General features: G+C 29.1%; 13 protein-coding genes. 4 read left to right on the top strand and 9 right to left on the bottom strand.

Annotated elements, in window-relative coordinates; all coding sequences use genetic code 11:
• Positions 1-7: 7 nt before the first annotated feature.
• The gene (locus B5X81_RS20955) at positions 8-430 is read right to left on the bottom strand and encodes a DMT family transporter (protein WP_079494601.1); all 423 of its coding nucleotides are present in this window, start codon (positions 428-430) and stop codon (positions 8-10) included.
• 193 nt (positions 431-623) lie between these two features.
• Between B5X81_RS20955 and B5X81_RS20950 the strand changes: the two genes are divergently transcribed.
• Positions 624-1,322, top strand: coding sequence for a cyclic nucleotide-binding domain-containing protein (locus B5X81_RS20950; RefSeq protein ID WP_079494599.1), 699 nt, complete (start codon positions 624-626; stop codon positions 1,320-1,322).
• 88 nt (positions 1,323-1,410) lie between these two features.
• On the opposite strand, the gene B5X81_RS20945 is transcribed toward B5X81_RS20950, so the two are convergent.
• From B5X81_RS20945 to B5X81_RS20925, 5 genes are read right to left on the bottom strand one after another with little or no spacing between them, the layout of a single operon-like run.
• The gene (locus tag B5X81_RS20945) at positions 1,411-2,526 is read right to left on the bottom strand and encodes an ABC transporter permease (protein ID WP_079494597.1); all 1,116 of its coding nucleotides are present in this window, start codon (positions 2,524-2,526) and stop codon (positions 1,411-1,413) included.
• The gene (locus B5X81_RS20940) at positions 2,514-3,632 is read right to left on the bottom strand and encodes an efflux RND transporter periplasmic adaptor subunit (protein ID WP_079494595.1); all 1,119 of its coding nucleotides are present in this window, start codon (positions 3,630-3,632) and stop codon (positions 2,514-2,516) included. Before B5X81_RS20940 ends, B5X81_RS20945 begins: the two co-directional genes overlap by 13 nt.
• Before the next feature lie 4 nt (positions 3,633-3,636).
• Positions 3,637-4,503: a carbohydrate ABC transporter permease gene (locus tag B5X81_RS20935; protein WP_079494593.1), complete on the bottom strand. Its 867-nt coding sequence runs from the start codon at positions 4,501-4,503 to the stop codon at positions 3,637-3,639.
• A 36-nt stretch (positions 4,504-4,539) separates the two neighbouring features.
• A complete protein-coding gene (locus B5X81_RS20930; protein WP_139380423.1) occupies positions 4,540-5,388 on the bottom strand; it encodes a carbohydrate ABC transporter permease in 849 nt (282 codons plus the stop codon).
• A gap of 18 nt (positions 5,389-5,406) precedes the next feature.
• Positions 5,407-6,810, bottom strand: a complete 1,404-nt coding sequence (locus B5X81_RS20925) for an ABC transporter substrate-binding protein (protein ID WP_170917529.1) — start codon at positions 6,808-6,810, stop codon at positions 5,407-5,409.
• 310 nt (positions 6,811-7,120) lie between these two features.
• On the opposite strand from B5X81_RS20925, the gene B5X81_RS20920 reads away from it, so the two are divergent.
• Both B5X81_RS20920 and B5X81_RS20915 read left to right on the top strand, forming a co-directional pair.
• A complete protein-coding gene (locus B5X81_RS20920; protein ID WP_079494587.1) occupies positions 7,121-7,822 on the top strand; it encodes a response regulator transcription factor in 702 nt (233 codons plus the stop codon).
• Positions 7,823-8,033: 211 nt separating this feature from the next.
• On the top strand, positions 8,034-8,927 hold the full coding sequence (locus B5X81_RS20915) for a HAMP domain-containing sensor histidine kinase (RefSeq protein ID WP_208985113.1): 894 nt from the start codon (positions 8,034-8,036) through the stop codon (positions 8,925-8,927).
• Positions 8,928-9,005: 78 nt separating this feature from the next.
• Here the strand turns inward: B5X81_RS20915 and B5X81_RS20910 are convergent, their stop codons facing one another.
• Positions 9,006-10,025: an alpha-hydroxy-acid oxidizing protein gene (locus B5X81_RS20910; protein WP_079494583.1), complete on the bottom strand. Its 1,020-nt coding sequence runs from the start codon at positions 10,023-10,025 to the stop codon at positions 9,006-9,008.
• Positions 10,026-10,338: 313 nt separating this feature from the next.
• Between B5X81_RS20910 and B5X81_RS20905 the strand changes: the two genes are divergently transcribed.
• Complete coding sequence (locus tag B5X81_RS20905) at positions 10,339-11,094, top strand: DUF554 domain-containing protein (RefSeq protein ID WP_079494581.1); 756 nt, start codon at positions 10,339-10,341, stop codon at positions 11,092-11,094.
• Positions 11,095-11,217: 123 nt separating this feature from the next.
• Here B5X81_RS20905 and B5X81_RS20900 read toward each other — a convergent pair whose 3' ends face one another.
• A complete protein-coding gene (locus B5X81_RS20900) occupies positions 11,218-11,610 on the bottom strand; it encodes an MATE family efflux transporter (RefSeq protein ID WP_170917528.1) in 393 nt (130 codons plus the stop codon).
• Between the two features lie 91 nt (positions 11,611-11,701).
• Positions 11,702-11,919: IS3 family transposase (locus B5X81_RS20895; RefSeq protein ID WP_139380422.1), on the bottom strand; the 218-nt coding region annotated here is incomplete at its 5' end.

Here is an 11,919-nt window from a genome sequence, read left to right as displayed (position 1 = left end):
TTCCTCCTTAATATATAACCATAGAAATTATACCTATGAATATTAGTATAAATCCAAACAATTTTTCTTTTTTGAATTTGCTGACTTCCATTCCAAACAGTCCAAAATGATCTATTATACAGGAAGCTATGGATTGCCCTAATAACCCTAATGCCAAGGTTAAGGAAACCCCCAAATAATTAAAACAAATATTATTTGAAAACACCATAAAAACTCCCAGTGCCCCTGCACTAAATAGGTATATAGGTATATTTTTTAGTTTAGGAACATCCTTCTTTCTTATAATTAAAATACCTACTATTGTAATAAGCCCAAGTAAATGAATAACAATTAGGGATAATTCATCTCCTATATTTCTTGATAAACTACCATTACAAGTTACCATTAAAGCAATTAATACTCCTGAAAAAACTGCAAATAATTTATACATAATATCATCTCCACTAGCAGTTTTCTTATATCTACTCTTATAGATTATCATTATATTTAATTGCTTTAAAAGGACATATGTCCTATGATAATATATAAATATAAATGTTCTTAAATTTACTGATCGTGCCAGTTCTTATATCTGGAAGTTTTGATTTTATCTAAAATTTTATGAAAGAAGGCTAGGAAATAATATGAAATCTTCATATAATAAAGAAATCCTATATTCATATTTTAAAAAATATAATATTGATAATATTTTCAAAGAAAATATAGTGGATACTATGAGATTACATACTTTCAATAGAGGTGAGCATGTTTGCAAAGCCCATGAAAAAATGGACTATTTTTATCTTCTAGTAGAGGGAAAAGTTAAAATATATACTCTCTTGAAAAATGGAAAATCATTACTTTTAAGGTTTTACACTCCTCTTCAAGTAATGGGTGATATAGAATTTGTAAATGGTGATTTAACTGCTTGTGATGTGGAAGCAGTAGAAAATGTTACATGTATCGCTATTCCTATGAAATTATTAAAAAATACTGCAGCAAATGATGTAAAGTTCTTACAATTCATTTGTAAAACCCTAGGCAGCAAGCTGTATAATGCTTCCTACTGGAATGCAATTAACCTTTTATATCCCTTGGAAAATAGGCTAGCTAGTTATTTTTTAGCAATTATGAATAATGATGAAAATTATACCATGCCCTTTAGTGAAATTGAAACAGATAAACTAACTGATATAGCTGAGCTTCTCGGAACCAGCTACAGACATTTAAATAGAACTTTAAATAGTCTATGTCACAAAGGTTTACTTAAAAAAGAAAAAAATACAATTGTAATTCTAGATAAAGAAGGTCTTGAAAAATTGGCAGGAGATTTGTATGAATAGAAGGTGATTTCAAATTATTCATTAGTTTAAGTCTATCTATTTAAATAGTTTCAATTCACCTTTCCTATTCATAAAGTTCTATATAGGTTTATATAATATGCTTTTTTTCCCTATTAGGCATACAAACTATCACCATAGGTAACCCAAATAATATAGCTATATCAAATAAAGAATTTGATATTTCATTATAAATTCTAAGAACATATAAATTTCCCTTGAGATAGTAATTTTGTTTAAACACCTTAAATGTGTTAATAAAAAAATCACTGTCAACCTTTCCTGTAAAGTAAAAATAATTCGGTAATATAAAATCAAAGGAAATTATATAAATAATAATTACTGAAATAAGTAAATTCACCATAATTGAAAAGATATTTTTTCTTACTCTGGGATTTTTTAAAAAACTTCTTATTTCTCTAACATAATATTTTTCAAAAAATTCCATACCAATAGTAATTGTATCAACTAATATCCTATAAATTTTCATGCAATTAGCCACTACAGCACATAGTCCTAATAAAAAAAATATTATTAACGGTCTTTGAGATAGAACATTAATATACTTCATTAAGTCAATAACTAAAAAATTTTTCATATTTTTGCCTATAGTACCTAAATACTGTTCTATATATATGGAATTTCCCCCTAGTATATATATGCTCTTGACTTCCTGGGTATCAAAATGTCTGACAAAATTATTCATTGGAATATAAACAATATTTTCTTTGTCATCTAAATATTTTTCTTTAATTACTCCTATAAGCATAAATGGTTTATTTTCTATAAAAAAAGTCGTTCCTGTAGACTTTGATGTTCCAAAAAGATTATTTGCTGCACTTTCTGACAATACTGCATAGTCTATACCCGTTTTTTCGTGGGTAGTGAAAAAACCATTTCCTTCAATAAAATTCATACTATTAAAATAGAAAAAGTCTTCGCTAGTACCTATTACAGTCATATCATTATTATAAAAATTTGACTCTACCCTTTTAGTGGTTTCAAGTACAGGTGCTATTCTTGTCAGTTCTTTCAGTTTTTCTATATCCTCCAAGGAAAAACTATTACTTTCTCTCTTCTCCCTAATATAGAACACATTACTATCAACCTGTTTTTTTCCCTCATTACCTAAGATCATTCCTACAGACAGACAAAGTAATAGGCTTAATATTCCCAAAGCAAAAAATACTTTTCTTACTGCTGACATATTTTCACCCTGCTTCCGTTTTTTATTTCTTTATCGCTACCGATAATAACAGGTCTAAAATATGTAAAGCCCTCTACTGCACTATTTTTTTCGTCGGATTTAATTACTCTAACATTTATTTTTTTTGCATAATACTCCTTTCCAAAAATCCCGTCAGTTTCTCCAATTACAAGAACATAATATCCCTTCACATCTTGCTTTATTGCACTGTTTGGTACAAGAGCTTCAAAGGGCTGACTCACTATTTTTATAGTGATTTCTACAGGTTTTCCTATTATACTTTCTTTACCTGTATAGTCAAAGCTTATCTTTATTTTAAATTCATTATCCTCATCCTCATTATCATAGGTAATAGATGAAATTGTTCCTTCTATCTTATTTTTGTTCCCAAACAAAGCTACTTCTACTACATCTCCTACACTTAACAGCAAACTTTCCTCCTCACAAACATGAAAATCCACTTCATATGTATTACTTTTTTCATAAATCTCATAAATCACATGGTTTTTGTTGATGTATTGTCCTTCATCTACATTTTTCAAATGAATAATTCCAGACTTATCGGCAATAATACTTTTATCCCCTTGCTTTGATAGCTCCTTTTTCTTTAAATCCATATCTATTTTAACATTTTCTATATCAGCCAAAACCTTATCATACTCTTCCCGTATATTATCTAATTCTGATTTTATTATTGCTTTCTGCTTAAAAAGAACAGTATTCTTTTCCAGTGATTCTTTTAACTTTTCAGCTTTGTTTTGCAGTAAAGAAAGATTATTATTCATTTTATCTATTTCTAGCAATAAAGTACTTGACTCTGTATTATCATCTTCTAATTTTAAGATAGTATTACCGACCTTTACCTCATCATCTTTATCAAAATATACATTCATAACTTTGCCTTCATAATCAGAATATATTTTATGGACTTTCTTTGGCTTTATTAATCCCTTTGCTCTTATTGTATTTACTATATTTCCCTTTGAAGGCATTTTAGTAGAAACCTCAGGTAAAGAATAATTATATATGGTTTTTGAAAAAAATGTAAATATCAATACCAATGTAATAAATATAATCGTTATAATTTTTAGTGCTTTTCTTTTCATTTTTTTACCCCTTTAACCCCGCAGTTTGTATTCCATCTTCTAAATATTTTTGTCCATAGAAAAATACTAAAAGTATAGGAATGGCATAAAATGATGATGAAGCAAAAGCTACCCCTATTTCACCTTGATTTATGCTGGAAAGAAATACTGATAGGGGTTGTCTATGGCTCTCTCTGATAAATACTATTGCCTGGTCTACTATATTCCAACAATCTATAAATGTAAGTATTCCTAGTGATACTATACCTGACTTTATCATTGGCAGGACTAGTTTTGTAAAAATATATAGATGCCCTGCTCCATCCATTTGTGCCGCTTCTACATATGAATATGGAAATACTTTCATATACTGTCTAAGAAGAACAACACCAAAGGGATTAAAAATTAATGGAATTATAATGGCTAAATAGCTGTCTTTTATATTTAACATATCAGCCACAATATAATTTGGTACCATTGTGACTTGCAAGGGTAATAACATCACCAATATATATAAAAAATACAATATTTCTTTGAATTTGAATCGTAAAACTGTAAACATATAGGCAACTACAGAAGAAACTATCAATTGACCTATCAAAATTGGGAAAGTAAGTTTTACAGAATTCCAAAACATATTTATGTATGTAGGTGTATTCAAAAAAATATGCCTATACTGATTAAAGGTAACTGTTTCTGGAATTATATTCATATCTATATACTTATAGTCATCATCACTAAAAATACCATCTTCAGTACTATAGTTTTCTTCTATCTCTCCTATGCTCATGAGAGAATTTGTGAAGGTCAATAAAATAGGGAAGATATATATGATCCCTATTATAATGAGTATATATGTCATAATTGACTTATTATTATATGTTTTTTCCATTTGATATTCCCCCCTCTAACTTCTTTTTTATCTTCTCTACGATAAATCCTTTGATACTTTCTTTTCTATTGCGAAAAATAATAGTACAAATAATACTATCAATATTGTAAGAGTAAGAGAGGCACTAGTTAGTTTTTGATAATTAAGGGAATGAAATTGATTGTTCATATAATGCTGCAGCATATAGATACTCTCATGGGGATAGTTTCCTGTTATTAAATATATTTCTTTAAAAACTTTAAAGGAATTAACTAAGGTCAAAATTAGTATGAGTAATGAGGTAGGCATTAAGCAAGGCATTGTAATATTGGTAAATTCCTTCCATTTCCCTGCTCCCTCTATACTCGCATACTCATAATATTCTTTAGAAATATTATTTAGACCACTTATAAAAAGTATCATATTATAACCAATATTTTTCCAAAGGAAAATCAAAGCTATAACCATAACCGCATACTGACTTTCAAACCAATCTATGTTTTCAATCCCTAAACTACTTAAAACCTTATTTACTGGTCCATATAAATCAAATAATTTTTGCCAGAAAAATGCAGTAGTTGCAGAAGGTATTACCAAGGGCAATAAAAATAATATGGTTATAAGCTCTTTGTATGAAGAAGTTTTATTTACTGCCATAGCCAATAGTAGAGACAATATCATATTTAAGGGTACAATCAAAATGATAAAAGTAATGGTATTTTTTAATGCCCTTAGAAATACAGGATTACTTAGCAGCATAGTAAAATTATCTATCCCTACAAATTGTCTATTTACTGTATTATCTATCAATGCATAGTATATAGAGCCTAAAAATGGGATAATATAAAATAGTGCAAATCCACTTACAAACAGTATTAAAATTGTTATACTACTTTTCGTTTTCATTATCCCACACCACTCAATCTATTCATTCAAATAAGTAGTAATCTTATTCTGTAGACTCTTTTGAGTATCCTTTGCCGACTTTTTACCGGAGAAAAGATCTTCTAACTCTTCTACAATAAAATTTCTAATATTTAAGTCCTTGCAATAATGGTGATTAATGGTTTTTGCCCATCCATCATAAAGTTCTATATATTCATCTGCCTTTAAATAATCATTACCTTTTGATTGAAGATAGGAAACATACTCCTTTGAATTGGAAATAAAAGCCTTCTTATATACAGGTGTAAAGATTATTTGTTTTGAGCTTTGAATTTCCTCTGATAAAAGAAACTTTATAAACTCCCATGCCAAAGCTTTGTTTTGCGAGGAAGAATTTATGCTTACAGTTGAGGAAATACAATCTATTTCCCCATTATCCCCGGCTTGAGGTTTATATTTATATTCATTATCAGGGTGTAATTGAAAATAAGCGTCTTGACCGCCCCAACCGTCTGTGATTATTAGCTCATCTTTTAGATAATCATAGTCTTTAAAGTATCCATTGTCATATAAATTTTTATATGTGGTAAGAATAGTATAAAAATCTTCTGAATCAAAATATGCCTTCTTCTCTTCGTGGTTTATATATTTATTATAGTTGTTTGAGATATCCATAAATACTAAACTAATAGGCCGTTGAAGAAACAATACTATATTATTGCCCTCTACTTTTTCTAATATTTCCATACCCATAGAAGTAGCATCTTTAATAGAGTAATAATCCTTATCTATATTAACATTAACACCTGCTTCCCTAGCTAATTCCATATTCAATCCTAAAGTATCCATACTAAAAGATATGGGTAATGCATATAATTTTCCCTTGCTATTTTCATGAGCATCAATAACATTATCGTAGTATTCATCTAAATTGATTTCATCATCATTTTGCAGATAATAATTTAGCTCCATTAAATTGCCGCTTTCGATATATTTCACCAAAGGAAGAGAGTTAAGATCTACTATAATATCTCCTGCTCTTCCACTCATTAATTCAGTATTCAATTTTGTTATGTACTTTTCCTCTGTCTGTTCTGGAGAGGGAGCTGTGCTCATTACCGCACCTCCAGGCATTTCTATTAAATTTGGAGCAGTAAAACTATTTACATTTACTTTTACATGGGGATATTTATCCATGAATTTTTTTGCTGCTTCATTATAGAATTCATCCTCTTCATAGATAGATATATTTAGGGTTTGCTCTACTCCACTGTTTAACACTTCCTTTGTATTTAGTTGAACAGATTCAGTATTATTGCCCTCCTCTTTATTTCCTTTTATGCTGTTTTCTCCATTGTTTACACTTTGGTTACTGCATCCAATTGTGGAAATTGATATCAGCAGCATTATTATAATAAGATTCATTGCTTTTTTCTTTAGCATTAAGCTAACCTCCATTATTTTTAATAATATTTCTTACAAGTTCATATTATAGTAAAAGTCTTAAAAAAAACTTTGGAAATATCTTAAGATTTTCTTAAGATATTTTTATAATCTAGCAGCTTTTATGTTAATAAACAGTATTAAGTATTGATTTTTCCCATAAATCATGCATCTCATAAAGTATTAAAGGCTTAGTTTGAAATTATTAAGCACTGTTGTATAATAATGGTATTAAAGCAATACTAAAAAATCCATTATTTTTTAAAGGGGTACACTTTTAAAATAAATTTTATATAAAGGAAAGAGAAAAATGGAAAAAACAAAAATTTTAGTCGTAGATGACGAAAAAGAAATTGTAAATCTTATTAAAATTCACTTAACAAATGAAGGCTATGAAGTTATCACAGCAACTAATGGTATAAATGGTCTTAAAATTCTTGATAATCATCATATTCATCTTGTTATACTTGATATTATGATGCCTGACATTAATGGACTTGAAGTGTGTAGAAATATTCGCCAGAGACTAAATATACCTATCTTAATGTTAAGTGCTAAATCTGAAGATATGGATAAAATCATGGGTCTTAGTACAGGAGCAGATGATTATATGACAAAACCTTTTAACCCCTTAGAATTAGTTGCAAGAGTAAAGTCTCAGCTAAGAAGATACATCTATCTTAATCCTAATAAACCAAGTAATCTATATGAAAATATTATTAATATAGATGAGCTTACTATAAATTATGATAATCATACTGTTTGTCTCTATGATAAAGAAATAGATTTGACCCCTAAGGAGTTCGAAATACTTTTTTTGCTTGCAAGTAACAGAGGCAAAGTATTTAGGACTGAGGAAATATTTGAGAAGGTATGGAAGGAGCGTTTCTTTGACTCTAGTAATACTGTTATGGTTCATATTAGAAAAATCAGAGAAAAAATTGAAATGAATTCAAGAAAACCAAGATTTATTAAAACTGTATGGGGAGTAGGTTATAAATTTGAAAAATAAATTTTTCAGAAATATAGATAAAAAATCAATTATTATTATTCTAAGTATTGTATTATCTACATTATGTGTATATATACTATTAATAATAGCTGCAAGAATATACTATATTTCTTGGATAAATACTTTTATGAGAAATATAAAATATCGTGTTGGTATCTACCGTCTAACCATCGGAACAGGTATTATACTATTTTTTATCTTCTTTTTCTTAATGAATAGGTTTTTATTAGCTCAAAAAAAATTAAAATATGCACATGAAATATCTAAAGAGATTCAAAAGATTGCACAAGGTAAATTCGATATAGAAATCCCAATAAGATCATCAGATGAACTTGGAAAGCTGGCTGAAAATATTAATAAAATGGCAAATCAATTAAAAACCTCTATTGAAGATGAAAGGAATGCTGAAAAAACTAAAAACGAACTAATCACAAGTATATCCCACGACTTGAGAACACCTTTAACCTCTATTTTAGGTTACCTTGGATTAATTGTAAACGGTCAATATAAAGATGAGGTTCATCTCATGTACTATGCAGATATTGCCCACGAAAAGTCCCATAAACTAAAAAAACTTATTGATGAGCTGTTTGAGTTTACCCGTCTCAGCCATGGTTCTATGAAAATACAAACCTCTAGTATAAATCTTTTAAATTTACTTAAACAGTTAGTGGAAGAACTTTTTCCTATTTTTCAAGATGCAAAAATGGAATCTAGGCTATTGGGACTAGATGACAAGATTTACATATTAGGTGATGGTGATATGCTGGTAAGGGCATTTGAAAACATCATTGTAAATGCAATAAGATATGGTAAGGATGGTAAATATGTAGATATTGAATTGAAGCAGAAAAATAGTCTTGCAATCATAAATATAACAAATTATGGCTCTCCTATACCTAAGGCATACCTTCCCTATATATTTGAAAAGTTTTACCGTATTGAACAATCACGATCTGAAGCCACTGGAGGAACAGGCTTAGGACTAGCAATAGCTAAAAATATCATCGAACTTCATAGTGGGAAAATATCTGTACAAAGTAATAATGAAAAAACAACATTTAAAATATGTTTTAAAACCCATAAAACTTTAGATAATGAATAACAATACTCAAAATAGATTTCAAAAAAATATTACATGTTCTACATTTTCTATGAAATCTATTTTAAGTTCTAATGTTTATTATCTACACATAGTAATCATTTTTTCATTAATATCATCAAGACTCTTTGCACCAGACATAAGCATTGTATCGTGTAATTCTCTTCCTATTTTATTAGTATATAACTCTACACCTTCAGCTGCACCACCATAAACTGCCACTGCATAGGGTCTACCTATTAGTACTGCATCGGCTCCTAAAGCCAGTGATTTAAATACATCTAATCCTGATCTTATTCCACCGTCAATAAATATTTTCATTTTTCCCTTAACTGCTTTGGCTATTTGAGGTAACACTTCTATAGTTGAAGGAGTTTCATCCAAAACTCTACCCCCATGATTAGATACTACAATTCCATATGCTCCAGATTCCAATGCTTTTTTAGCACCTTCTACAGTCATAATCCCTTTTAGAATAAAAGGAGTATTTGTAGATGATATTATTTCTTTTAATTCTTCAGCTGACTTCGGTGCCACCGGCTTACCCTGCATACCTAATAAAGCCAGCCCAGCAGCATCAATATCCATGGCCATAGCTATAGCACCAGCTTCTTCAGCTAATTTTATCTTTCTCAATATCTCATCCTTTTTCCAAGGCTTTATTGTAGGAACACCAAGTCCACTATTTTTTCCTATAACCTTAAGGGGAGATTCATAGGCCTCATCCTTTGCACCATCACCGGTAAATCCTACTATTCCTGCATTCTTACAGCCTTCTATTATGGCTTTTTGGTATTCATAGTCAGTATATAAATCACTATAGTTGATTTCTACTGCACCAATTGGAGCTGCAAATACTGGATATTTAAATTTAATACCAAATAACTCTATTGATGTATCTATTTCTTCACTATTATATATAGTATCCATATTAATTTTTATATCCCTAAACTTATCATAATTTCTTATAAAGCCCAGTCCATTGCCCTTACCCCCTACTCCTGGAATTTCTCCTCTACATGCCCTGCCATTACACTGAGGACAGACTCTACAAGTACGCATATTTTTTTTTGCATTATCTAATAATGTTTTATAATCCACAATTATCCCACCTTAATATTATTTAAAGTCTATAAATAAATCAATATAATAAATATTATATTGATTTATATTATTATATTATATAATATAGAGATATCCAACTCTAAAGTAATGTATATTTATACATCCAAAACAACCCCACAGATATGGATATTTTTAGGATGCACAAATAAGCTTTGAGATGGCATTATTATAATTTTGGAAATTGTATAATACATGTGAAGAATTTTAAAGTCTATTCCAATTTTTATGTTGATTTTCCATAAACCCCATAATAATTTGAATACACTAATAATTAGAGGAGGTTTTCAATATGCTAGGTACTATAGTAAATTCACTTGCAATAGTTGGAGGAAGTATTTTAGGTCTACTTTTTAGAGGGGGTATACCTGATAAATATAATAAAACTGTATTACAGTCAATAGGTCTTGCAGTAATTTTAATAGGATTAATGAATGCACTCAAGGCTGAAAATATTCTTTTACTGATATTTAGTTTAGTTATAGGGAGTATAATTGGAGAACTTCTAAAAATAGAAGATAGGCTTGAAAAGCTTGGCAATTCCATTGAAAATACAATGGACAAGCTAGAGAACCATTTTAACAGCAAGTTTAAATTATTAGGTAATTTATCCAGTGGAATGTTTTCTACTGGCAATGATAGTATTTCTAAAGGATTTGTTAATGCCAGCTTAATGTACTGTATAGGTTCTATGGCAATAATTGGTGCACTAGAAAGTGGCCTTGCTAATAATCATCAGACCCTTTTTGCAAAATCAGTATTAGACGGTATTTCATCAATAGCCTTTGCTTCTTCTCTAGGTGTAGGAGTATTATTTTCTGCAATACCAGTATTTTTATATCAAGGTTTTATAACTATAACAGCTTTCTCTATGAAGCAGTTCTTATTAACTTCAGTAGTAACAGAAATGTCAGCTGTTGGAGGGTTGTTAATATTTGCATTGGGAATTAACATTCTCCAAATAAAAAAAATAAAGGTAGGAAACATGCTACCAGCAATTTTCATACCTTTAATATTTCATATTATAAAATTATTTATCTATAGATAAATAATATAGGATTTATATGGTAAAACTTAGTTTATGCATATGCAAATACTCAGTGCTTCTGGGAGTTTTGAACATGTATAAATTAAAGTCTTTACTTAAACTCTTAATTTTAACAAATCAGAATTATGAAATTTTCTCATTTAAAAAATTATAACTATTCTCTTCTTCTTTTAGTTTACTATTTAGAATAATAGCTAATATTCCCGTAACAAGTATTGTAAAAAAGTCTGCTACAGTCTGACTAAAAATTACTCCATTTAATTCAAATATTTTAGGCAATATCAAAATTGAAGGCATAAGAAATATACCTTGTCTTGAAAGGGATAGAATAAGAGCTTCCCTTCCCCTTCCAAGAGCTTGAAACAATGAAGCATATACCTGTTGAAATCCAAACAATGGGAAAAACAAGCTTATAGCCCTAAGTGTTTTAGCACCAATAATAATTACATCTTGATCTTTACTGAATGCTGAAATTATCCCCTCTGGGAAAATCATAAAAAATAATGTTATAATCATGGCAAAACTGAACATGCCCCTGTCAAGTAGACAGTGGAAAAAATAAAAATCACTATGACATCAATCATTTAATTATGGTTGATGTCATTTTTTATGATGCTTGTTTTAAAATATGCTTTCGGTATTCTATTGGTGTCATACATTCAAGTCTCTTCTGATAACGGTGATTGTTGTAATACTTTATATAATCAATAATTGCAGATTCTAACTCTTCATAAGAATTAAATTTTTTTAGATAATACATTTCTGATTTTAACATCCCCCAAAATGCTTCCATTGGGCCATTATCTATACAACGAGATACTCTAG

The sequence above is a fragment of the Maledivibacter halophilus genome (genome assembly GCF_900167445.1).
In the GTDB taxonomy this organism is placed as follows: domain Bacteria; phylum Bacillota; class Clostridia; order Peptostreptococcales; family Caminicellaceae; genus Maledivibacter; species Maledivibacter halophilus.
The sequence above is the reverse complement of the archived record's forward strand: the minus strand, read 5'-3'. Positions and strand labels throughout refer to the sequence as shown.

Bases quoted from the DNA above. Each gene is read 5' to 3' on its own strand.
- B5X81_RS20940 (WP_079494595.1), bottom strand. From the start codon at position 3,632: ATGAAAAGAAAAGCACTAAAAATTATAACGATTATATTTATTACATTG.
- B5X81_RS20905 (WP_079494581.1), top strand. From the start codon at position 10,339: ATGCTAGGTACTATAGTAAATTCACTTGCAATAGTTGGAGGAAGTATT.
- B5X81_RS20950 (WP_079494599.1), top strand. From the start codon at position 624: ATGAAATCTTCATATAATAAAGAAATCCTATATTCATATTTTAAAAAA.
- B5X81_RS20915 (WP_208985113.1), top strand. From the start codon at position 8,034: ATGAATAGGTTTTTATTAGCTCAAAAAAAATTAAAATATGCACATGAA.
- B5X81_RS20935 (WP_079494593.1), bottom strand. From the start codon at position 4,503: ATGGAAAAAACATATAATAATAAGTCAATTATGACATATATACTCATT.
- B5X81_RS20920 (WP_079494587.1), top strand. From the start codon at position 7,121: ATGGAAAAAACAAAAATTTTAGTCGTAGATGACGAAAAAGAAATTGTA.
- B5X81_RS20900 (WP_170917528.1), bottom strand. From the start codon at position 11,610: ATGATTATAACATTATTTTTTATGATTTTCCCAGAGGGGATAATTTCA.
- B5X81_RS20955 (WP_079494601.1), bottom strand. From the start codon at position 430: ATGTATAAATTATTTGCAGTTTTTTCAGGAGTATTAATTGCTTTAATG.
- B5X81_RS20945 (WP_079494597.1), bottom strand. From the start codon at position 2,526: ATGTCAGCAGTAAGAAAAGTATTTTTTGCTTTGGGAATATTAAGCCTA.
- B5X81_RS20925 (WP_170917529.1), bottom strand. From the start codon at position 6,810: ATGCTAAAGAAAAAAGCAATGAATCTTATTATAATAATGCTGCTGATA.
- B5X81_RS20930 (WP_139380423.1), bottom strand. From the start codon at position 5,388: ATGAAAACGAAAAGTAGTATAACAATTTTAATACTGTTTGTAAGTGGA.